The sequence below is a fragment of the Neobacillus sp. GCM10023253 genome (assembly GCF_042653105.1).
Taxonomy (GTDB): domain Bacteria; phylum Bacillota; class Bacilli; order Bacillales; family Cytobacillaceae; genus Neobacillus; species Neobacillus citreus.
This window is the reverse complement of record NZ_JBHSHV010000003.1, coordinates 422915-446810: the sequence shown is the minus strand read 5'-3', so window position 1 is coordinate 446810 and position 23896 is coordinate 422915. Positions and strand designations below refer to the sequence as shown.

The window sequence follows — 23896 nt, the reverse complement described above, 5'->3', positions numbered from 1 at the left end:
GATATGTAAAAGATAATTAAATAAACATGTAGATTATAGCACATTTCCGAGTAAACCACTAGAAATTGTGATTTTTAATGCTTTAAACCCCAAAAACTAGAGTCACGGAGATGTACTAAACGCTTACAATTCTAGACCTATAAAGTAAAAAATGCAACCCTTTGGCTCGAAATAATGTCTAAAATATGAATATTTTTTTATTATTTTAAATTACTTGATTTACCTTCTAAAAATATCAAGAATAAATGGGCAATTACAGTATTTTTAAACAGTTTTACTAATTCTTCTGCCTTTACGGTTATGCCCCAGTATTCCATTTTCGAAATATTCTCTCATATATCAGAATAGTATTCTTTAATTATGGTAAGCAAACAATGCATTCACAACGAGAACACAAAAATACCTGCTTGTATAAAACAACCAGGCACATAAAACTTTGAATTTTTTATACCCACGGCTTTTTTCTACCGCGGTTCTACAATTAACTTTATAGCTGTGCGTTCTTCCCCATCGATTAAAATATCTGTAAACGCAGGGACACAAATCAAGTCAACTCCGCTAGGCGCTACAAATCCTCTTGCAATGGCTACTGCCTTAACGGCTTGATTTAATGCACCCGCACCTATTGCCTGTATTTCTGCTGCACCTCTTTCACGCAGAACTCCGGCAAGTGCACCAGCTACAGAATTAGGATTAGATTTTGCTGAAACTTTTAATATTTCCATTCCTAGCTCCCCCTTGTAATAATCCCGATCCCGCATGAGCAGTTTCATGAATCAATCAGGTATAAAACATTCCACTGCTACTATATTCACGAATCAAATAACATATTCCAGCTTGGACAAAAATAAGGCATATAAAAAGAGCAAACGAGAGTGTTTGCTCCTATGAATACCAAGGATGGTCATCATTGATTAAGATTGGTTCAATTTTTTTGGCAAGGCCTGTTTTTTGATCCAGAACCATATGCACTGCGCTTAATTGATTTCTTCCTCCTGTTGGGACTTCAAATCGTACCGGCAGACTTGTAAGAAATCGTTTCAAGACCGCTTCCCTTTCCACGCCAAGAATGCCGTCATACGGGCCCGTCATACCCACATCAGTTAAATAGGCTGTTCCCCCTGGAAGAATGCGGTTATCGGCTGTTTGGACATGTGTGTGGGTCCCTACAACAGCCGATACCCTTCCGTCCAAATACCAGCCCATTGCCTGCTTTTCGCTCGTCACTTCAGCGTGGAAGTCAACGAAAATGAATGGTGTTCGTGTCCGCGCCAATGTGACGAGCTCATCGGCCTTTTGAAACGGGCAATCAATTGGATTCATAAATGTCCTTCCCTGTAAATTGATGACTGCCACTTCAAAGCTGTTTATTTTCAGAAAAATAATTCCTTTACCAGGCGTGTCCTTCGGAAAATTGGCCGGGCGGACTAAATATTTGGCTTGATCGATAAATTCAAATATTTCGCGATTATCCCAGGCATGATTGCCTAATGTTACAGCCTGTGCACCCTGCTCTAAAAATTGCCGGTAAATTTTTTCCGTAATCCCTTTACCGCCTGCGGCATTTTCACCATTAATAATCGTTATTTGCGGACGATATTTTTCTTTTAATCTTGGCAGATATTCTTTCACCATATCCCTGCCTGGAGAACCGACGACATCGCCGATAAAAAGTATGTTCATGTTTTTGCCCTTTCGTAAATAAAATGTGTTATTAGAAGTTTAGCATATTTTTTTATGCAAAAAAATAAAGCGATGCAAAAGCACCGCTTTATTTCGCGTATTCAACAGCCCGAGTTTCACGGATAACTGTTACTTTAATATGACCTGGATAGTCAAGCTCTTCCTCAATTCGCTTCCGGATATCCCGTGCCAGGCGGTGTGCAGCCAAATCATCAATTGCTTCCGGTCTGACCATAATCCGAACCTCACGGCCTGCTTGGATAGCGAAGGATTTCTCAACACCCTCATAGGATTCGGAAATCTCCTCAAGCTTTTCAAGGCGGCGGATGTAGTTTTCGAGAGTTTCACTTCGTGCACCTGGTCTTGCTGCTGACAAGGCATCAGCTGCTGCAACAAGGACCGCAATAATCGATGTTGGTGCGGTATCACCGTGGTGTGAAGCGATACTGTTGATGACTACTGGATGTTCCTTGTATTTGGTCGCTAGCTCAACACCAATTTCGACATGGCTTCCTTCCACTTCATGGTCAATTGCTTTCCCGATATCGTGGAGAAGTCCGGCCCGTCTTGCCAGTGTTTCATCCTGTCCAAGCTCTGCAGCTAATAATCCCGAAAGCTGTGCTACTTCCATTGAGTGTTTTAACACGTTTTGACCGTAGCTTGTACGGAACTTCAGGCGGCCAAGGATTTTGATCAGGTCAGGATGGAGTCCATGAACGCCAACTTCAAAGGTGGTCTGTTCGCCAACCTCACGGATATATTCATCCACTTCACGGCGTGATTTTTCCACCATTTCCTCAATCCGGGCTGGATGGATGCGGCCGTCTTGAACAAGCTTTTCAAGCGCCAAGCGAGCGGTTTCCCGACGAATAGGATCAAAGCCTGATAGAATGACAGCTTCAGGAGTATCATCAATGATTAAATCAATACCTGTTAACGTTTCAAGGGTACGAATGTTTCGTCCTTCACGTCCAATGATACGGCCCTTCATTTCGTCGTTTGGAAGGTTTACGACTGAGACAGTTGTTTCCGCTACATGGTCAGCTGCGCAACGCTGGATAGCCAAGGAAAGTATTTCTTTCGCTTTCTTGTCAGCTTCCTCTTTTGCACGATTTTCGCTTTCCTTAATCATCATCGCGGTTTCATAAGCGAGTTCATTCTCAGTCCGATCTATAATGATCGACTTCGCTTCCTCACGAGTTAAGCCCGAAATTCGTTCGAGTTCTAATTGTTGTGTACGTACCAACTCGTCCACTTTGCTTTCCATCTCTTCAATATGCTGTTGTCTTTGATTTAGAGAATCATCCTTCTTTTCTAGAAGAACTTCACGCTTGTTTAACGTTTCATCCTTCCTGTCTAAATTCTCTTCTCTTTGCAGTAAACGGTTTTCTTGTTTTTGCAGTTCATTTCTTCGTTCACGAACCTCACGTTCTGCTTCGGTACGAAGCTTGTGAATTTCATCCTTTGCCTCTAACAGGGCTTCCTTCTTTAAGGATTCAGCATCGCGTTTTGCATCCTCTAAGATTTGCTCTGCAGCATTTTTAGCTCCTGCTATTTTTGCTTCAGCAATGGATTTACGAATAAAATAGCCAACAACGGCACCGACGATAAGGCCAAGCAAAATGGAGATGATAGTAATTAAATCCAATCGTTACACCTCCTCTTGCTATGAACTTTTCTTACATTTTTTAAGTGTCGGCATGTACATTGTTTAGACTCAACATACAGCAAGCACTACGGCTTTTTCGCAATGTAATATTTCCAAAAATGTAAAATATACATGTTAATTGTAAATGTGGTGCCAATCATTGTCAAGGTTTAGTCCGATTGGCATTTTGAAATATTTCGAATTTAGTATGACGGGACTGGGACATGGGCAGTTTTTACAGAAGTATTTTTCATGTATATTACTGAATAAAAATACATTCCGTTTCAAAAAGAGCAAAACCTTAGAGAAAAGGCTTTGCTCTTTAAATTAATCTAGTAGCTCAATTTGATCATCGTCATCCACTTCAGTGACAGTTTTTTCACCATCCAACCCGTAGTGTTCACGGATTTTTGTTTGGATATCAAGGCGGATATCAGGGTTTTCCTTTAGGAACAATTTTGCATTTTCCCGGCCCTGTCCGATTCTTTGATCGCTATAGGAATACCAGGAACCACTTTTTTGAACAATTTCTAGTTCCGATCCCATATCGACGATTTCGCCTTCTTTTGAGATGCCTTCCCCATACATAATATCGACTTCAGCTGTACGGAATGGAGGTGCAACTTTGTTCTTAACAACCTTAATTTTTGTTTTGTTACCGACCATTTCAGTGCCTTGCTTAAGGGTTTCAGCACGGCGGACTTCAAGACGGATTGTCGAGTAGAACTTCAGCGCGCGTCCGCCAGGTGTCGTCTCGGGGTTCCCGAACATGACACCCACCTTTTCACGAATTTGGTTTATGAAGACAGCGATTGTTTTAGATTTATTGATTGCACCTGATAGTTTACGAAGTGCTTGGGACATCAAACGAGCTTGTAAGCCTACGTGGGCGTCTCCCATTTCACCTTCGATTTCAGCTTTTGGAACTAGAGCAGCTACTGAGTCGATTACGATGATATCAACTGCACCGCTTCGTACCAATGCTTCGGCGATTTCAAGTGCTTGTTCACCAGTGTCCGGCTGGGATAATAATAGTTCATCAATGTTTACGCCTAGTTTTTGGGCATAAGTTGGGTCCAGGGCATGCTCAGCGTCAATAAACGCCGCTTGTCCGCCTTTTGCCTGCACTTCTGCGATTGCATGAAGGGCTACGGTTGTTTTACCAGATGATTCGGGACCATATATCTCGATAATACGTCCCCTAGGATATCCGCCAACACCAAGTGCTACGTCCAGTGCTAGGGAACCACTTGGTACTGTGGAAATTCTTGTTTCCTGCTGCTCTCCCATTTTCATGATGGAACCTTTACCGAATTGTTTCTCTATTTGTTTTAGCGCCATTTCTAAGGCGGCCTTTCGGTCACTCACAAATAGTTCCTCCTTTTATATATAAAATAATATTATTGCTGGAATCTATTAAACGAAACCTATTATTAATATAACCTCTTTTTGAGTTTTTGTCGAGAAAAAACACGAACATTTATTCTGCCTTTTTCTGAGTAATTAAAGCAGGGAAAATTACAAAAAAACTCATGGAATTGTATCTTTCTTGAGAGTTTCTGAATAAAAAAAGGGAATTCTCTTGTTGTCAGAAAACTAAAAAATACTAGAAATCACTATTTTTTACCAATGCATGCTTTCAACCAACTTAACTAGGTAATATTACCTTTCTATTTTTTCTGTTGCCCATCTCCTTCACGTCAAACGGGTAAAATAATCGCTCTATTTTTACCACTAGTGATACTCTTCCTTCCCATACCTTCAAAAACAAAAAAACCACAAAACACCTAAACGGTATCCTGTGGTTCAGCTTTTAATAACTTTAATAGAAAATAACACCCAAATTTAACAGCCCTCACTCTGTTGGCGGCCCTTCCACCGGCAAGAGTTAATTTTTCAACGACCGTCGGCTTACCAGCAGCAGCGATTCCAATATAAACGGTCCCAACCGGTTTCCCTTCCAGTTCATCCGGTCCGGCCACACCGGTAAAGCTAATTCCGACATCAGTCCCAAACATTCGAGCTGAATTTTCCGCTAGTTCACGGGCACACTCTTCGCTTACAGCCCCATGCTGATCAAGCGTTTCCTGCCTAACCCCGACAACATCCCGCTTAATTTCATTGGCATAACATACAACGCCGCCTTTGAATACAGAGCTAGCTCCGGAAATCGAGGTAATCTCCTGCTGGAACAGCCCGCCTGTTAAACTCTCAGCTGCCGTAATGGTTAATTGCCCAGCCTTTAATGTCTTCGTCAGTTCCTCTAACAATGAGGCATCGCCATACCCATAAATATACTGCCCGACACGCCCGCGAATCTTCGACTCCACTTCATCCAACATAGCCTCTGCAGCCGCAGTATCCACATGCTTAGCGGTCAGACGCAACGTCACTTCCCCATCACCGGCAAGCGGCGCAATCGTCGGGTTGCTTTGTGCATCAATCAAATCAATAATTTCCGTTTCAAGGGCGGCTTCGCCAATCCCAAAAAAGCGCAGTACCCGGGAGACAATTTGTTCCGTCGAGCCGGCTGCCGAAGCAAGCGCCTGTCTGCCATAGCGGGAAAACATCGGCTCCATTTCCTTTGGCGGTCCAGGGAGGAGCATATAAATATGACCGCCCGTTTTCATCACCATACCTGGAGCCATGCCAAAGTCATTCGGCAAAACTTCAGATCCCTTCAAAACCAATGCCTGTTTCCTGTTATTCTCCGTCATTACTCGGTTAGTTCGTTTAAAATAATCCTCAATCGATTCTAATGCTGTTTCATCATGCGCAAGGTCTGTACCAATATGGCGGGCAATTGTTTCCTTCGTTAAATCATCCTTGGTCGGTCCCAGTCCGCCGGTAAAAATAATGATTTCCGAACGCTTCTCGGCAATGTCAATCGCTGCCTTAAGCCTCTCAGGATTGTCGCCAACCACCGTATGAAAATATACATCCACTCCGAGCTCAGCTAATTGCTGAGATAGAAACCGTGCATTCGTATTCACAATCTGCCCAAGTAAAAGCTCCGAGCCAACTGCAATAATCTCAGCATTCACATCTATCGCCCCTTACAAATCAAATTTTACTTCGAATTCTTCAGCACATGGCTATTTTTTGCAAAATAATCCCATCCTGACCAAATCGTGAAGAACATCGCGACCCACAATGCCAAAATATCAAAGCGGAAAGGGATCAGCGCAAAAATAATGTTATGTAATAGTAATGCAGAAATCGCAATAATTTGTGTCCAGGTTTTAATTTTCCCAAGCATATTGGCTGCGACAACTTCTCCTTCGCCTGCAAGCAGGAGGCGGAGGCCTGTGACAGCAAATTCCCGGCTGATGATGATGATGACAATCCAAGACGGGGCATATCCAAGTTCCACAAGAACAATCAAAGCCGCTGAAACAAGCAACTTATCGGCAAGCGGATCGAGAAATTTTCCCATGTTTGTTACAAGATTATATTTACGGGCATAATGGCCGTCTACCCAGTCAGTCGTGGAGGCTAATATAAAAATCAACGCCCCGACGAAATGCGTAACAGGCATGTCCGCCCCAAGTAAGGACATTTGTCCCCAATCAAAAGGAACCAACATAACAATCATAAATATCGGGATTAAAAATATTCTTGAAACAGTAATTCTATTTGGTATATTCATCAAAATTTCCTCCTAAAAAACCAGCGTGCTTTCATGAGCACTATAAAATACACGCCAAAAATAGCCATCGAAAGGATGACTATTGTTGGACCTTCGGAACATATTGGATCGTAATGTCCTGACGAACCTTCTCAGTTGGTGCGACTGCATACTCAAGCTTTTGATCATTGACATAAATGTCCGCATCTACCGTTTTTCCGACGATAATAACAGCTTCAGTTTCTGCTGATAAATCAATAGTCTGGGTATCAACACCGCCTGCTTGCAGTGTTCCGGAATAGAAAGATTTTCCTTTGCCATTCTTTATACTGACCCAGGATACACCCCTAGAAACAATCTTTACCACGAATTTATCAGCATCACTTAACGAATAAGTCGAATTTCTTCCACTGGTTTGTACTACTGATAAAACTTGCTTCGGAGTTTCCTCAACAGGTGTTGTGGTTTCTTCCTTTTTTGGTTCTTCCTTAACAGTTTCTTTTTTCTTTTTATCTTCCTTTGCCTTTTCTTCGGCTTGTGCTTTTTCAAGCTTCTCGTTCTTGACTAATTTAACCTGCTCATTATCCTTGTTCGTTGATTGATTTGAATCTGTACCAGCATTCGTTGCGAAAAAATAATATAAAAGACTAGCAATACCAATGACAAAAACACCAATTAACACCTTTGGCAGCACATCAAAAATTTTCGAATTTCCTTGTGAAATCTTCTTGTGCGTCGTTACTCTTGATAATTGCTGAGGCAATTCATCGCTATAGGAAGCCGGGATTTCACTTTTATACGTTTCAAATAGCTCTTCTGGATTTAGATGTAAGGCTTCTGCATACTGCTTAATAAATGCCCGCACATAGAAATTTCCGGGCATAGCTGAATAGTTGCCTTCCTCAATTCCAACTAAATAACGCTTTTGGATTTTTGTCATAGACTGCAAATCATCAAGACTCAAACCTTTGGCTAAACGGGCTTCTTTTAATCGATTCCCTAATTCAGTCACCGTTAACACCTTCCAATTTTTTAAAAATCAAAATCTCCAAAATCCGATCCGGAGAACATATTGTGTTGATCAACTACCTCATATGTAATTTCTTCGTCAGCGTGATTCCTTAACTCAATAATATAATCAAAATCATCAAGCGTATACTCGGAGTTTTGGACGAAAATATCCGGATGCTCAATCACCTTTACAGACGGGAGACGCATAATTTCACGAACTAGCTGCCAATGCCGCTCATTTGCCCTGCGGGTCGATACAATCCCATCAAGAATAAACAGATTATTTGCATTATATTCGTCTTCGATTAGCTGATTGCGGATCGTTTGCTTAAGCAGGGTTGAAGAGACGAACAGCCAGCGCTTATTGGCACAAACGCTTGCGGCGACCAGTGATTCGGTTTTACCGACACGAGGCATGCCGCGAATGCCAATCAGCTTGTGGCCTTCCTCCTTAAATAATTCTGCCATAAAATCCACTAAAACCCCAAGCTCGCTTCTGATGAATCGGAACGTTTTTTTATCATCTGCATCCCGTTGTATATAGCGGCCATGTCTGACAGCAAGACGGTCCCGCAGTTTTGGTTCTCTTAATTTTATTAGTTTTATTGTGTCCATTGTATTTAAAATTGACTCAAGACGTTTAATTTGATCATCATCTTTTGCCAGTATAAGCAAGCCGCGTCTTCCTTCATCGACACCATTAATAGTTACAATATTAATAGCAAGCATTCCTAAGAGGGATGAAATATCACCTAACAAACCCGGACGGTTTTTTGTAATTTCATATTCTAGATACCATTCTTTCTTCATGCTTTAACCCCCATTTAGGATATCAATCATTTTCTATTTCAAAAACGCCCTAAACCTTATCATAAATGATTTTGATAGAAGATGAAAGAAAAAACATGTCCAAATAGTAATTAATATCTATCAAAAAAGAGAGGAGATTTCTCCTCTCTTTACACATTATTGTTTTACAAGCTTAACCATTACGTTGGCAATGGCTTGCTGCTCCTGTGGATCGGCAACTGACCACATATCGGAAAGAACTCTTTCTTGTTCATTCTTTGGATCAACGTTCCTTGCCAGATAGTCGCCAATTTGGTAAGCAATGGTGTTGATTGCTCCTTCACTCATTCCTTGAGATTGTGCGTTGTTTAGGCGATCCCCAAGGAAGTCCTGCCATTGTTTCCAGTTATCTAAAACAGACATAATTTTGCCTCCTTTTTTAGATGGTACAAGTATATTTTGCAAAACGGAGGCAGTTTCTATACATCCTGAAAATATGAATTTTTAGGTATACCAGCCGCCATTGATGGCAAGCACCTGTCCAGTAATATAACTGGAATCATCAGATAAAAGGAAGGCTGTACCCTTAGCAATTTCTTCGGCCTGCCCCAGCCTGCCCATTGGAATTTCAAAGGCAATTCTTTCGGTTTCTTCCTCCGTAAATCCGGCCATCATCGGCGTATCTACCGCCCCAGGAGCGATGGCATTCACGCGGATTCCATTTAACGCAACTTCTTTGCTTAAGGCCTTCACAAAGGCAATCTGCGCCCCTTTAGCGGCAGAATAGGCCACTTCACAGGCGGCACCAGTCTGCCCCCAAATGGACGTGATCACGACAATATTTCCTGATTTTTTACTGATTAGTTTTGGCAAAAGTTCTTTTGTCAGCATTAAGGGACTTAATACATGGACGTTCATGAGTGCCATCGCTTCGTCAAGCTTTAAATCCATTAACAATCCATATTGCCCCATTCCTCCGCAATGGACAATCGCATCCAGCGAAAAGATTTGCGAGCTAACCTTTAAATAACCTTCAGGCTCTGCCAAATCGGCATGAATCGGTATGTACTCCCCCTTAAAGGGGGAAAGCTTGTTCAGCAGCTCTTTAATCGATTCTTCATTTTGATTGTAATGCAAGTAAAGATGATAGCCTTTTTCTGCCAAATGGTAAGCAACCGCCTGGCCGATTCCTCCGCTCGCTCCCGTAATAAGAACATATTTATGCATATTGTTCACTCTCTCTTTATATAAGGAGGCCTGATCCCTAGGGGGCAGGCCTCTGGATTTCTATTGTTTATTTTTAGGCACGACCTGGCAGACTGAAATCCGCTCGTCGGCAATTACTTCCGAAGCCAGTGACTGAACGTCAGCCAGAGTGATTTTTTCAAGTGTTGGCACGACATCAAATAGATTCATGTCGTTAAAGGCGTAGCGCGTAAATTGGTTTGCGATATATTCAGGAGAGTTAACCGCCCTCAAGAATGCACCAATTTTCTTTTTCTTAGCCCTTTCTAGCTGTTCTTCAGTAAATGTGTGGGCACCCTTTGCATCCAACAGGATTTTTTGAATTCTGTCCGCTAGCTGGTCCGGATTATTCGTATCGCCGCCGATCATCGCAAAGCCAAAGCCCTGCTCCTGCGTGTAATCGAAGGAGAAGGATTCATCAACCAATCCGTCATTATATAGCTCGTAATAGTTTTCAGAGCTCTTCCCAAATAGTAAATCAAGGAGCACATTCATGGTTAACTCGTTTTTTAACATTTCCGGGCCTTGCTGATCCACATGCAGCGCCTTCATGCCAACCAAGCATTTTGAGGTTTGCACATTCATTTGCAATACCTGTTTTTTCTCAGCAGCCTTCAAGGGCTCCTCTTCGAACTTCCGCTTTATTTCAGGCATTTCCTTATAGTCCTTTTTAGCCTGATTGTCTTTCACCTGTTTCATGATTTTGTCCGGGTCAACCGCTCCGACAATAAACAAAAGCATGTTGCTTGGGTGATAAAAAGTATTATAGCACTCATACAGCCATTCTTTTGTGATTTCGGAAATAGACTCAATTGTTCCCGCAATGTCAATTTTGACAGGATGGTTTTGGAATAGATTTTCGATGATCCCAAAATATAAGCGCCAATCTGGGTTATCGTCATACATCGTGATTTCTTGCCCAATGATGCCTTTCTCTTTTTCCACTGTTTTGTCAGAGAAATATGGGTCCTGAACAAAATCCACCAATGTTTCTAAGTTTTTTTCAACATCTGAAGTGCTTGAAAACAAATAGGCAGTCCGTGTAAATGATGTAAAGGCGTTGGCCGATGCTCCCTGTTTGCTGAATTGCTGAAAGACATCGCCATCTTCCTTTTCAAATAGCTTATGCTCCAAAAAATGGGCAATCCCATCAGGAACCTTGACAAAATTGTCTTTTCCCAAAGGTACAAATGTATTATCAACCGAACCATACTTAGTTGTAAAGGTTGCATAAGTTTTATTAAAGCCTTTTTTCGGTAAGATATAGACATGTAAGCCGTTTGACATTTTCTCGTGATAAAGCTCTTCTTGAAGCTGGTCAAAGCTGATTTTCTCCATTACTTGCCCGCCTCCGTTCCTGTTAAGAAATAAATGGTATCAAGGTTTATCTTATTAGCCACTGCGATAATTTCTTCTTTAGTTATTTTCAGCATATCTGTAATCCATGATTCGAGCTTAATATCTTGGTTTGCAACGACGTTATGATATAGGAGCTCGAGCAATCCCCTCGATGTATCAATGGTTTCAAGAATTTGGTTGCGAATGACGGCTTTCGTTTGAACTAGCTCATCGTCCGTAAAGTCACCCTTTTGCATTGCTTCCATTTGCTCGCGAATGATTTTAACAGCCTGATCATAATTTTTATTATCGATTCCCGACATGACCATCATTAAGCCCTTATGGCTTTCAAGCCGGCTGGCTGCATAATAGGCTAGACTTGCTTTTTCCCGAACATTGATAAACAGTTTCGAATGGGCAAAGCCGCCAAAAATGCCGTTAAAAACCTGCAATGCAAAATAATCTGGATTGCCAAAGACGATATTTGTCCGGTAGCCCATATTTAATTTTCCTTGTTTGACATCTTGAACTTCCTTAACCTCATTTACTTCTGTTCTGTTTTGAACCTTAGCAGCGGAAGACTTTTGTGGAGTGCGATTTTCAAATTGCAGAAGCCCTTCAGCAATAGTCTTCACTTCTTCTTCCTTTACATCCCCAATCACGTAAAGGTCCATCTCATCCTCTTTAAAGGCTCTCTGGAAATATTCGAATAAGTTTTCAGGAGTAATTGCATCGACAGCTTCAGCCTCGCCATTAACCTCTAGAGCATATGGCTCTCCTTTGCACATTTCCTGAATGAGGCGAACATTGGAGTAGCGCATTTTATCATCATACACTGATTGAATTCTTTGCTTTTGTGTGCGTTTTTCTTTTTCAACTGTTTCCTTATCAAACGCTTGGCCGGAAACATTGGGCTTCGTCAAAATTTCTGACAATAATTCAAATCCCTTTTTCAATAAAGGACTATGGTCAGTCAAGAATTTTTCATTTGCAATTTCTATCAGAAAGCTGACAATATGATACTCGCCCTTTTTTCCTAAATCGACGTAAAGAGTTGCTCCGTATAGGTCATCCAAATAGGAACGGAGCTGTGTCGTCGTTGGATATTTGGCAGAACTGGACTGCAGCACATAGGGCAGAAGTGCTCTTCTCGTGACATCCTCATTTGACAATGGCGCTTTCATTCGCCAGACCAGAGTATTCGTTTTATATTTATCAGTTTCAACAACATGGAGTTTATAACCTTGCATTTGCGTTATTTTTTCAACGACTGCTTCCATTTATCTTCCTCCTGTCTGTTAAAGGGTCTTAACATATGATATGAAAACATTTTTCTTTATATTTTTTCCTTTCATATAAAACCTATACTATTAAACCTGTACAATTCAAGTTATAAAAAAAGAACCCCCAGAAAATCTGGGAGTCCAAGCAAGTATCTACCTGCTTCCTTTTATATAATGTGTTCCAACTGCCTTTGGGGCATCGGCGCGGCCGATGAATCCAGTTAAGGCTAGAATAGTTAAAACGTATGGAGCAATTAACAAATACACATTTGGTATTTCTTTTAAGAATGGCAAGCTTGAACCGATGATACTAATACTTTGTGCGAATCCAAAGAAAATAGCTGCTCCAAGTGCTCCAAGTGGATGCCATTTTCCAAAAATCATGGCCGCCAGCGCCATGAAGCCCTGTCCGCTGATGGTAGCATGACTGAAATTAGAAGTGATGGACTGTGCATAGACAGCACCGCCGATTCCGCCAAGTGCTCCAGAAAGCATTACACCTAAATAACGCATTTTAGTTACATTGATTCCCATTGTATCTGCCGCCATCGGATGCTCTCCGACAGAACGAAGACGAAGGCCGAACGGTGTTTTATAAACAATATACCAAACGATAATAGCAACGATAATCGCTACAAAGGATGTCCAATAAGTATTTTGGAAAAATATTTCCCCAATAACTGGAATATCCTTTAAAACAGGCACATCAATTTTGCTGAAGCCCTTGGAAATAATCCCAGTTTCACCTTTACCATAAATTTGTTTAACAAGGAACATTGTTAAACCAACTGCCAGTAAGTTAATAGCTACACCGGAAACGGTATGATCAGCTCGAAAAGTGATGGACGCTACTGCATGCAATAACGAGAAAATGGCACCGGCGACCATCGCCACTAAGATGGCAAGCCAAGGGGTTGCATTTCCGAATGTATCAAAAAATGTTAAGTTAAACACGATGGAAGTAAATGCCCCAATAACCATTAATCCTTCGAGACCGATGTTAACGACACCTGAACGTTCTGAAAAAATACCGCCTAACGCAGTGAAGATAAGTGGAGCAGCCCATAAAAGTGTAGATGGAACAACAATTGTTAAAATGTCCATTAAGCTCACTTACTTCACCCCCTTCTTACCGATTCGATCAAGAAATGCTCTGATTATATAGCTGGATGCAACAAAGAAAACAATAAGTGCGATAATAATATCAACTAGTTCATTTGGCACACCCGCTTCAAGCGGCATGTTTAAAGCCCCTACTTTTAAGGCACCGAATAAAATCGCTGAGAAGAATACCCCTAATGCCGTGTTAGAACCAAGCAAGGCAATCGCGATTCCGTCAAACCCTACACCGGTAAATCCGCCTTTAACGGCCGCATATCCGAAGGTTCCAAGTCCCTCCATTGCACCGGCCAATCCAGCAAAAGCGCCGGAAATCACCATTGAAAGGATGATATTTTTATTTACATTCATCCCCGCATAGTGAGCAGCATGCTGGTTAAAACCAACTGCCCGCAATTCGAATCCTCTTGTTGTTTTTTCCAATAAGAACCACATGATAAAACAGCAGGCAATTGCAAGGATAATTCCCCAGTGAAGACGGGAATAATCTGTCAGGCTTTGGAGCCATTCTGAACGCAAGCTTGCAGATTCATGAATCATTTCTGTCTTATCACCGCTCTTAGCAGCTAGAACATTTCTTATAATATAGTTAGTCACATGCAAAGCAACATAGTTCAACATAATGGTGACAATAACTTCATGGACGCGAAAACGCGCCTTCAAAAAGCCAGGGATAAAGGCCCACAGGGCACCTGCAACAATAGCTGCCAAGATGGCAAGAGGCAGATGTATGACTTTTGGAAGGTCAAAAGCAACCCCTACCCAGACCGATGCCAGCCAACCGACAATAAATTGTCCCTCTACCCCGATGTTAAATAGGCCAACACGGAAAGCAAACGCTACCGCTAAACCAGCCAAAATATACGGTGTAAACTGGCGAATAACTTCCCCAACATAGTAAACTTCCCCAAAAGCCCCGTTCCAAAGTGCTGTATAAGCAGCAACCGGGTCATATCCGCTGATTAACATAATAATGGTTCCCACGATGATTCCTAATAACACCGAAATGATCGGTGTTAAGATACCTGTTAAGCGCTTAGACATTTGCACCCGCTTCCTTTCTATTCGATCCTGCCATTAACAATCCAAGTTCTTGTTCGTCTGTATCTTTTGGATTGACAACAGCAACGATCTTCCCCTCATAAATAACAGCAATCCGGTCGCTGACATTCATAATCTCATCTAACTCAAAAGAAACAAGCAAGACGGCCTTGCCATGATCGCGCTGCTCAATGAGGCGTTTGTGGATAAATTCAATCGCACCTACATCCAAACCACGAGTCGGCTGAGCGGCAATCAACAAATCAGGATTCCTGTCCACTTCACGGCCGATGATTGCCTTTTGCTGGTTACCTCCAGAAAGAGCGCGTGCCAACGTATATTCACTTGGTGTGCGGACATCGAATTCACTGATTAACTTCCTTGCCTTATTATAAATTTCTTTAAAATTTAAGACTCCGCTTTTAGAAAAAGGCTTCTGATAATAGGTTTGTAAAACCATATTTTCGGCAATTGGATAATTCAAAACAAGTCCATGTTTATGACGGTCTTGCGGAATGTGGGCTACTCCAGATTCCGTGATTTTTCTAGGGGTGTGGTTAATTAATTCTTTGCCATTTAATTGAATGCTGCCGCTATCCGATTTACGCAATCCTGTAAGCGCTTCAATTAACTCAGACTGTCCATTACCGTCAACCCCGGCAATCCCGACTATTTCACCGGCACGAACTGTTAAATCCAATCCATTTACAACCGTGACACCACGTGAATCCTTCACTACTAGATCTTTAACTAGCAAAACGTCTTGCTTTGGTTCAGCAGGCTTCTTTTCTGTTTTAAAGACCACTTCCCGTCCAACCATCAGGCTTGCAAGTTCATTTGGATTGGTTTCACTGACATTTACCGTACCAATCCCTTTTCCTTTGCGAATGACAGTACAGCGGTCGGCGACCTCCATAATTTCTTTTAACTTGTGGGTAATAAGAATGATAGATTTACCCTCTTTAATAAGAGTTTTCATAATTTGAATTAACTCTTTAATTTCTTGCGGTGTCAGCACAGCAGTCGGTTCGTCAAAAATTAAAATCTCTGCTCCGCGGTATAATGTTTTTAAAATTTCAACCCTTTGCTGCATACCTACAGAGATATCGGAAATTTTCGCCTGCGGGTCAACTGACAATCCGTAACGTTCGGAAATTTGCCGAACTTCCTGTTCTGCCTTTTTAATGTCAATCCGGCCAGCAGATGTAATCTCTCTGCCAAGGATAATGTTTTCCGTTACTGTGAAGGTATCCACTAGCATAAAGTGCTGATGGACCATCCCGATTCCAAGGTCATTGGCAACGTTAGGATCGGTAATTTTAACAGGCTTTCCCTTTACTCTAATTTCTCCAGCTTCTGGTTGGTACAAACCAAAAAGCACGTTCATCAAAGTTGATTTGCCTGCTCCGTTTTCGCCAAGCAAGGCATGAATTTCTCCCTTTTTCAATTGGAGAGTAATGTTATCATTTGCAACAAAGCTGCCGAATTCTTTCCGAATGTTTAGCATCTCGATTACATAATCCATTTTTTCTCACTCCCTGTAATGAAGGTGATGGAAATTCCGACCAATAAAAGTAAGAGGTCAGACCTTTCCAAGATTTAAAAAACAGGGATATCTCCCCATTAAAACCTTAATTGAAAGGCGGAAAATCATTTCTGCACTTCAATTAAGATTCATTAAGAAGGAATAAGCGGATTATCTTGATAATATCCGCTTATTCCCTGTTAGTAGTTTTATTTTGCACTAAAGTTTTTCAATTCATCACGAGTTTGAGGAACTTTTAAGTCACCAGATTTAATTTTTTCAATGTAGTCTTTAACCGCTTTATCAATCGCATCTTTGTTTGGAGCCTTTGCGTTAACTGGTGCTAAACCTACGCCATCTTCATGTAAGCCGTATAATACCACTTCTCCGCCAGGGAAGTTGCCATCCATTGCCTTTTTGGACAAGTCTTGAACTGCTACGTCAACACGCTTTAATGCAGATGTTAAGACTACGTCTGGACCCATGTCAGCTTGGTCACGGTCAACCCCGATTGCCCAGAAGTCTTTGCTTGGTTCTTTCGCTTTACGGTCAACAGCCTCTTTGAAAAGACCATTACCAGTAGCACCAGCAGCGTGGAAGACAACGTCTGCACCAGAAGAGTACATTTTAGAAGCGATGGATTGCCCTAATTCAGCTTTGTCAAATGCACCAGAATATTGAACGTCAACCTGTACATCCGGTTTAGCAGCCTTTACACCAGCAAGAAAGCCAGACTCAAAGCGCTCGATAACTGGAATTTCCATACCACCGATGAAACCGATATGGTTTGTTTTAGTTGTTAAAGCAGCCGCAACACCCGCAAGGAAAGCTGCTTCCTGCTCTTTAAAGAGGATGCTTGCTACGTTTGGCTGTTTTACTTCAGCGTCAACGATTGCAAAATGATGGTCTTTTTGTTGTTTTGCAATTTCTTCAACGGCTGCCTGCATTAAGAAGCCGATCCCATATACTAAGTCAAAATCTTGGCGAGCAAGAGTATTTAAGTTTGTTGCATAGTCAGCATCTGATTTGGACTGTAGGTAAGAGTACCCGCCTTTTCCTTCTTTCATGCCGTTATCTTTACCGAACTTTTGAAGGCCTTCCCACGCTGATTGGTTAAAGGATTTGTCATCTACACCGCCGACGTCAGTAACCATTGCTACAGAGAATGATTTTCCTTTTTCTCCGCCTTTTGATGTTTCAGTTCCTTTGTTGTCATCACTTTTTCCACAAGCACCTAATAGTGTTCCAGCAGCAAGAACAAGTGATAGCGCCATTCCAACTTTACGCTTTTTCAAGGTATCTTCCCCCTAAGAATGTTGTTTGATAGTAGAAATGGTATAAAACTGGACTGATTGCGTTTTCATTACCATTAAAAATTTTTACACTCGTTTCCTAAGTACATGAAAACTAAATTTGTCCGCCTTAAAATAGTTTACCGAAAAAAGGACAGGTTCATCCGTTTCATCGAAATGCATTTGTTTTAATACCAATAATGCAGTCTCCGGGTCACATTCTAAAATTGGGGAAATTTTTTCATGATAGCCAATCGGCTCGATTTGGGCAACCGCGTATGTAATCCTTCTGTTTGCCTCGTCTCCTAATATGTTGAAGATTGATTCTTCACCATGAGAGAAGGTTTCTGGTAATATGTGTGCTGGAACTTTGTCGATACAATAAACGACTGGTTCTCCATTGGCGGTTCTTACTCTCTCAATCACGACCATTTCCTCATCAGCAGAACATGAGAAACGACGAATATCCTCTTCCGATGGGCTTTGAGTTGATGACCTTAAGAAAATAGTTCCTGGTTTCATGCCAGCTTGTTTGATCATGTCAGTAACACTGCTTAACTGTTCGATCCCCGATGTGAACAATGGCTTTGCGTTAACAAACGTACCAACCCCATGGCGTCTGATAATCACATTTTCCTCTTCAAGAATTCTTAATGCTTCTCGAAGTGTAGCCCTGCTGACACCAAGCTGTTTGGCAAGATCGAATTCTGATGGCAGTTTCTCTTTTTCTTTGTATACACCATCTTCAATATCCTGCTTAAGCCGGTCGATTACTTGTAAATATAAATGCCGGTTATCTGACTTGATGGACATGCTGCTTTCCTCCAGCCTTTTCCTTAGACATCAGACCTCTGATATCATTCCTACTAATCGCAATAATCTTATCATGTTTTCTGCGAGAAATAAATAGAAATCCATGATTTTGTCGAAAAAAGACGAAAAGATAAAAATCATCTTTAACGCCTATTACTATTTTATCAACTTTCCATAAAAGTAGAATAAAAAAAGAGCCATAAGGCCCTTTTTTTAAGAGCTCTTTTCCTCGTTTGGCTTCGTAATTAAGACCGCACGAGGTTTGCTTCCTTCATATGGCCCTACCACTCCGCGGAGCTCCATTTCATCTATCAGTCTTGCCGCTCTTGTATATCCAATCCGGAAGCGGCGCTGCAGCATCGAAACTGATGCCGTTTGCATGTCAACAATCAATTCAACTGCCTCGTCATATAATTCGTCTTCAACCTCTCCAGCAGCCTCCGGGATATCATCTGGGATCATTTCCTCCTGATATTGAGCCTTTTGCTGGGAGATAACAAATTCAACCGTGTCCTCCACTTCTTGATCGGAGAGGAAGGCACCTTGGACACGTACCGGTTTTGTCGCACCGACTGGCATAAAGAGCATGTCCCCTCTGCCGAGAAGCTTTTCCGCCCCGCCCATGTCTAGGATTGTCCGTGAGTCTGTTCCGCTTGATACTGCGAAGGCGATGCGGGAAGGAATATTGGCCTTGATGACCCCGGTGATGACATCGACGGATGGACGCTGGGTCGCAATAATGAGATGAATCCCTGCCGCACGGGCCATTTGCGCCAGCCGAGTAATCGAATCCTCTACATCTGAAGAGGCAACCATCATTAAATCCGCCAACTCGTCCACTATGACAACAATATACGGCAACAACGGCTGCTTATCATCTTCTTCGAGATTATGTCTTCGAACATGGTCATTATAGCCTTCAATATTCCTTGTTCCGGTATGGGAGAATAACTCATATCGTCTTTCCATCTCGCTGACAACCTTTTTCAACGCTTGTGAGGCCTTTTTGGGTTCTGTCACTACTGGCGCAAGCAGATGGGGAATTCCATTATAAACATTTAACTCGACCATCTTCGGGTCTATCATCATTAATTTTACTTCATGGGGCTTTGCCCGCATTAAAATACTCGTAATTATTCCGTTGATACATACACTTTTTCCGCTTCCTGTTGCACCAGCGACAAGAAGGTGGGGCATTTTATTTAATTCTGCCAGGACGGCCTCGCCCGTGATATCCCTGCCAAGTGCAATCATTAGCTTGGCATCCGGCTTATCATTTTGCGTTGCTTCCAAAACCTCTCTTAGTGAAACCATTGCAACTTCGGAATTTGGAACCTCTATCCCGATCGCTGATTTTCCGGGGATTGGGGCTTCCATTCGAATGTCCTTTGCTGCTAGTGCTAATGCGAGATCGTCGCTGAGGCTGACGATTTTGCTGACTTTAACACCGACATCAGGATGGACTTCATATTTTGTCACCGCAGGTCCCAGGTGCACTTGTGTAACACGTGCTTTGACTCCAAAGCTTTGGAAGGTTCTTTCCAGTTTGGCTGCATTCTTATTAATCAGCTCATATTCACCGCTTTGGTCGGTTTTCTTTGGAAGTTTCAGAAGCCTGAGCGGCGGCAATTCATAGGAGGCATTTTCCACTTCGGCAAATGAGATAGGAGGAGTATTGTCTTCCTCAGGTTCCTCTTGTTTGCTCCGTCTGCTCTTGGCCGGTTCTCGCTGCGGTCTTTCCCTAGGCAGCTCCTCCTGATATGCCCGATCCGCAAAATTGGAGATTAACGGTTCAGGGATGACAGCTTCGTCTATATCAGCCCGTGGTTCGGGAACGTTTACGGCAGTCTGCTGATTCCGCCTGTTTTCTTGTGCCTGCCTTCTTTGATTGCTCCGCTCGGTCCGCCTTTCCTGCTGTTTCTGTTTCCATTCGGCTACATCCGTTTTAAAAGCTTGCCACTGGGTTTTTGAAAAGCCAAAAACCCCCATCAAAATTTTTGCTACAAAATCACCAAATGATTTGCCGGTTAGTAAAATAAACCCTACTAAAATAAAAATAAAGGCAATGATTTTTGTACCGGTTTCTGCAAATAAATAATGAAACAGAGCAAACAATATGGCCCCAAGGATTCCTCCACCGAGATCATGTGTACTGGTTTCCCCCCGGACCTCCATCATGAATAACTCCCATGTATTGTTGATGACACTAGGGTTCTTAAATTTTCCATTATTGCTCAGCAAATCAAACAATGTAACGTGACTCAAAAGAAGAATAGCTGAAACAATAAAATAACTGCCTACAAGCTTAATATGAAAGAAAAATGGAATCTCCCTTTTCCACATTAAATAAATACTTAGTATAACCAGCCCCAGTAAACTAAGCATGTACCATTCACCCATCCAAAAACGGAAGAACAGGACGGTTGCTCTGCCGACGGCCCCAAGCTTTGCAATTGAAATAATCGCTAATGCTAGGATTGCCAGTGCCGATAATTCATATTGGACCGTGCGTTTTAGCTGGGTATCTCGTCTTTTCGGTTGTCGTTTCTTTTTTTTGGCCATGCAATCACCTTTATATTATTGATTTTATTCTAATGATGCCTCGACTTTTTATGATAAAGGCAGAAAAGCAGCCTTATTTTGGCTGCTCTTGTCTCTTTACCCTTATTATACCATAATGTGTTAATAGTTTTCCCTTATCCTTAAAAAGAAATTTTTGCACCAGGGCAAATCTGATCATTCAAAAAATGCTGCGGATCACTACTTAATACACGAATAACTTGATAATTTTGCTGGTCTGTTTGTTCGACCAATAAAGGGATGCCCTGGTAGGAAACCGTTTGCTGATTTTTGAAGGCATCTGCATCATAAGGGAATATTAGCTCCTGCGGCATCATCGTATATAAAATCATTGAATCAGTCCCTTATTTTCATCCTTTTTTAACTCAATCAATTCATTCAGTTTCTTCATCGCATGGCCGAGGCCCCCTACTTCATCTATCAACCCATATTTCACAGCTTCTTCGCCAATCACGTTTGTTCCGATATCCCTCGTTAAATTCCCTTTAGCAAACATTAATTCTTTAAAGGTTTCTTCCGGTATTTTTGAATGCTTGGTTACGAAACTAACAACCCGCTCCTGCATTTTGTCCAGATATTCAAAGGTTGCAGGGACGCCGATGACCAGTCCTGTCAAGCGGATTGGATGGATTGTCATCGTTGCGGTTTCAGCAATAAAGCTGTACGTGCAGGAAACAGCGATCGGAACTCCAATTGAATGGCCGCCGCCAAGGACAATCGAAACGGTTGGTTTCGATAAAGTGGCCAGCATTTCCGAAATGGCGAGTCCTGCCTCAACATCACCGCCTACCGTATTTAAGATAATCAATAATCCTTCAATATTCGGGTTTTGTTCAATCGCTACAAGCTGGGGAATAATATGTTCATATTTTGTCGTTTTGTTTTGCGGTGGAAGCGCCATATGCCCCTCAATTTGTCCCACAATCGTCAAACAGTGAATTTTTGAATCTGGGGATAATTGCGGGACATTCGTTTGTCCAAGCTGCTGTATTTTTTCTACTAAAGGAGAAGCAGGTTTTTCCTCTTTTTGTGGCTCGGTGCTCCCTGGATTCTCCGCGTCATTTTTAATAAAATTGTTATTCATCCCAATACTCCCTTCAAGCATGATATCTTTTAGTATTCGCCTATGAAATAAATTCATGCTTGAAAAATAAACATCAAAAGGGGCCTGTCCCCCGCTGCGTGGATCATGTGCAGCGGGGCCAGGCCCCTATAAGATTATACTTCCATTATAATTGGCAGAATCATCGGCCGTCTTTTTGTTTTTTCAAAGAGGTAACGATTTAAATCATCTCTAATTTCCTGCTTTAAGCTTGACCATTCAAAGCTTTCCTTGGCAATATTTCTTTCAACGATATCACGGACTAATTTAGTGGAGTCATCCATTAACTTTTCAGACTCCCGGACGTAAACAAATCCCCTTGATATAATTTCCGGTCCGGCGGCAATTTTCTTTTCCTTCTTTGTCAGGGTGACGACAACTATTAATATGCCATCCTGAGACAATAATTTACGGTCCCGCAGGACAATGTTCCCTACATCGCCTACGCCAATTCCATCAATCAGGACATTTCCGGATGGCACTTTACCTGTAATGGCAAACTTCCCATCCTTCCATTCCACCACGTCACCGCGATCAGGAATGGAAATCTGCTCATCGCGAAGACCGCATTCCATTGCAATTTTCCGATGTGCTTTCAACATCCGGTATTCGCCGTGAACAGGAATAAAGAATTTAGGCTTCATCAGGTTAATCATAAATTTCAATTCTTCTTGGCTGCCATGGCTTGAAACATGGATGGTCCGTTTCCCGGAAACAACATTAGCACCCGCTCTAAATAACATATCAATTGTTTTAAATAAAAATACTTCGCTGCCCTTTAGCGGCGAGGCAGCTATCAAGACAGTATCACCCGGCTGGATATTGATCAGCTTATGTGTCTGCTTAGCCATTTTTTGCAGCGCCTCAATTGGTTCACCCTGGCTCCCAGTCATCAAGACGGCAATTTCCTTGTCTTGATAATTCTTAATCTCATCAATAGATATGATTAAATCATCCGCCACCTCTAAATAACCCAAATCCATGGCAATGTGGTAAATTCGCTCAAGACTTTTTCCAACTACTGCGACTTTACGTTTGTTCTCCTTGGCTGCATCAAAAATATGCTGAATTCTATTAATATCAGATGCAAAGCAGGCAGCAATAATCCGCCCCGGTGCATTGTAAAAAGCGTTCGATAATTCGCGCTCGACGATTGCTTCAGACGTTGTATAACCCGGTTTTTCCGCTTCGGTACTGTCTGATAGCAAGCATAATACACCCTGTTCACCGATAGCTGCCATTTTTCCAATTTCCGGCTTATAAAGCCTGGTGGCTGCCTGATCAAATTTAAAGTCGCCCGTGTAAACAATGATTCCTTCTGAAGTGTGAATACAAACCCCAACTGAATCTGGAATACTATGATTAGTCCTGAAAAAGCTTACCTGGACAGTATCTAAATCGAGAACCATATTGGAATCTATCTCGATAAAGTCAGCTTTTCCATTAAAGTCCTGCTCCTTTAATTTGGCTCCTGCCAGTGCAAGTGTCAGTTTCATTCCGTAGACAGGCGCATCGATCTGCCGAAGTATGTATGAAAGAGCCCCGATATGATCCTCATGTCCATGCGTTAGAAATATTGCTTTAACCCGGTCCCTATTCTCCTTTAAGTAGGTGATATCAGGTATTACCATATCAATGCCCAGCATTTCTTCCTCGGGGAACATTAGCCCGGCATCAATGACGAATATGTCCTTGTCCACTTCCACCAAATACATATTCTTTCCGATTTCCCCTATTCCACCAAGTCCAATTATCTTGATGGATTGATTTTTTTTCTTTATCAAATCCTTTTCCTCCTA

Annotated in this window: 21 protein-coding genes; all 21 read right to left on the bottom strand. The window is 42.0% G+C overall.

The genetic code is table 11. The annotated features are described in order from the left end of the window. Positions 1–464: 464 nt before the first annotated feature. The 21 genes from spoVS to ACFPA1_RS02490 all read right to left on the bottom strand — a co-directional run bounded on the left by spoVS (position 465) and on the right by ACFPA1_RS02490 (position 23881). Positions 465–725 carry a stage V sporulation protein SpoVS gene (gene spoVS, locus ACFPA1_RS02590; protein WP_038541258.1) on the bottom strand — a complete coding sequence of 87 codons (261 nt, stop codon included), beginning with the start codon at positions 723–725 and terminating at the stop codon, positions 465–467. A 160-nt stretch (positions 726–885) separates the two neighbouring features. Further along, positions 886–1683: a TIGR00282 family metallophosphoesterase gene (locus ACFPA1_RS02585; RefSeq protein WP_213140734.1), complete on the bottom strand. Its 798-nt coding sequence runs from the start codon at positions 1681–1683 to the stop codon at positions 886–888. Between the two features lie 88 nt (positions 1684–1771). Beyond that, entirely contained in the window at positions 1772–3331 is a 1560-nt protein-coding gene (gene rny, locus ACFPA1_RS02580) for a ribonuclease Y (RefSeq protein WP_213140735.1), read from the bottom strand. Positions 3332–3658: 327 nt separating this feature from the next. After that, positions 3659–4699: a recombinase RecA gene (gene recA, locus ACFPA1_RS02575; RefSeq protein ID WP_213140736.1), complete on the bottom strand. Its 1041-nt coding sequence runs from the start codon at positions 4697–4699 to the stop codon at positions 3659–3661. 419 nt (positions 4700–5118) lie between these two features. Continuing rightward, on the bottom strand, positions 5119–6375 hold the full coding sequence (locus ACFPA1_RS02570; RefSeq protein WP_378581116.1) for a competence/damage-inducible protein A: 1257 nt from the start codon (positions 6373–6375) through the stop codon (positions 5119–5121). A gap of 26 nt (positions 6376–6401) precedes the next feature. Then, positions 6402–6980: a CDP-diacylglycerol--glycerol-3-phosphate 3-phosphatidyltransferase gene (gene pgsA, locus ACFPA1_RS02565; protein ID WP_213140738.1), complete on the bottom strand. Its 579-nt coding sequence runs from the start codon at positions 6978–6980 to the stop codon at positions 6402–6404. A 79-nt stretch (positions 6981–7059) separates the two neighbouring features. Then, on the bottom strand, positions 7060–7971 hold the full coding sequence (locus ACFPA1_RS02560; protein WP_213140739.1) for a RodZ domain-containing protein: 912 nt from the start codon (positions 7969–7971) through the stop codon (positions 7060–7062). A 20-nt stretch (positions 7972–7991) separates the two neighbouring features. Further along, on the bottom strand, positions 7992–8780 hold the full coding sequence (locus tag ACFPA1_RS02555; RefSeq protein ID WP_213140740.1) for a DUF3388 domain-containing protein: 789 nt from the start codon (positions 8778–8780) through the stop codon (positions 7992–7994). Between the two features lie 156 nt (positions 8781–8936). Next, positions 8937–9182 carry a DUF3243 domain-containing protein gene (locus ACFPA1_RS02550; protein ID WP_213116299.1) on the bottom strand — a complete coding sequence of 82 codons (246 nt, stop codon included), beginning with the start codon at positions 9180–9182 and terminating at the stop codon, positions 8937–8939. 81 nt (positions 9183–9263) lie between these two features. Continuing rightward, entirely contained in the window at positions 9264–9986 is a 723-nt protein-coding gene (gene ymfI, locus ACFPA1_RS02545) for an elongation factor P 5-aminopentanone reductase (RefSeq protein ID WP_213140741.1), read from the bottom strand. Between the two features lie 60 nt (positions 9987–10046). Beyond that, positions 10047–11342: an EF-P 5-aminopentanol modification-associated protein YfmH gene (gene yfmH, locus ACFPA1_RS02540; protein ID WP_378581112.1), complete on the bottom strand. Its 1296-nt coding sequence runs from the start codon at positions 11340–11342 to the stop codon at positions 10047–10049. Next, complete coding sequence (yfmF, locus tag ACFPA1_RS02535) at positions 11342–12622, bottom strand: EF-P 5-aminopentanol modification-associated protein YfmF (protein ID WP_213140743.1); 1281 nt, start codon at positions 12620–12622, stop codon at positions 11342–11344. Before yfmF ends, yfmH begins: the two co-directional genes overlap by 1 nt. Before the next feature lie 156 nt (positions 12623–12778). Beyond that, positions 12779–13738: an ABC transporter permease gene (locus ACFPA1_RS02530; protein WP_213140744.1), complete on the bottom strand. Its 960-nt coding sequence runs from the start codon at positions 13736–13738 to the stop codon at positions 12779–12781. Beyond that, the gene (locus ACFPA1_RS02525) at positions 13739–14788 is read right to left on the bottom strand and encodes an ABC transporter permease (RefSeq protein WP_213140745.1); all 1050 of its coding nucleotides are present in this window, start codon (positions 14786–14788) and stop codon (positions 13739–13741) included. Further along, positions 14781–16310: an ABC transporter ATP-binding protein gene (locus ACFPA1_RS02520; RefSeq protein WP_213140746.1), complete on the bottom strand. Its 1530-nt coding sequence runs from the start codon at positions 16308–16310 to the stop codon at positions 14781–14783. The genes ACFPA1_RS02525 and ACFPA1_RS02520 overlap by 8 nt, the downstream gene beginning before the upstream one ends. 209 nt (positions 16311–16519) lie before the next feature. Beyond that, positions 16520–17605, bottom strand: coding sequence for a BMP family lipoprotein (locus ACFPA1_RS02515; protein ID WP_213140747.1), 1086 nt, complete (start codon positions 17603–17605; stop codon positions 16520–16522). 84 nt (positions 17606–17689) lie between these two features. After that, positions 17690–18415 carry a GntR family transcriptional regulator gene (locus tag ACFPA1_RS02510; RefSeq protein WP_213140748.1) on the bottom strand — a complete coding sequence of 242 codons (726 nt, stop codon included), beginning with the start codon at positions 18413–18415 and terminating at the stop codon, positions 17690–17692. 213 nt (positions 18416–18628) lie between these two features. Beyond that, complete coding sequence (locus tag ACFPA1_RS02505; protein WP_378581108.1) at positions 18629–20977, bottom strand: FtsK/SpoIIIE family DNA translocase; 2349 nt, start codon at positions 20975–20977, stop codon at positions 18629–18631. A gap of 140 nt (positions 20978–21117) precedes the next feature. After that, the gene (locus tag ACFPA1_RS02500; protein ID WP_213140750.1) at positions 21118–21327 is read right to left on the bottom strand and encodes a YlzJ-like family protein; all 210 of its coding nucleotides are present in this window, start codon (positions 21325–21327) and stop codon (positions 21118–21120) included. Then, a complete protein-coding gene (locus ACFPA1_RS02495; protein WP_213140751.1) occupies positions 21324–22079 on the bottom strand; it encodes a ClpP family protease in 756 nt (251 codons plus the stop codon). Before ACFPA1_RS02495 ends, ACFPA1_RS02500 begins: the two co-directional genes overlap by 4 nt. A 134-nt stretch (positions 22080–22213) precedes the next feature. Then, on the bottom strand, positions 22214–23881 hold the full coding sequence (locus ACFPA1_RS02490; protein ID WP_277398235.1) for a ribonuclease J: 1668 nt from the start codon (positions 23879–23881) through the stop codon (positions 22214–22216). Between the last annotated feature and the right edge of the window lie 15 nt (positions 23882–23896).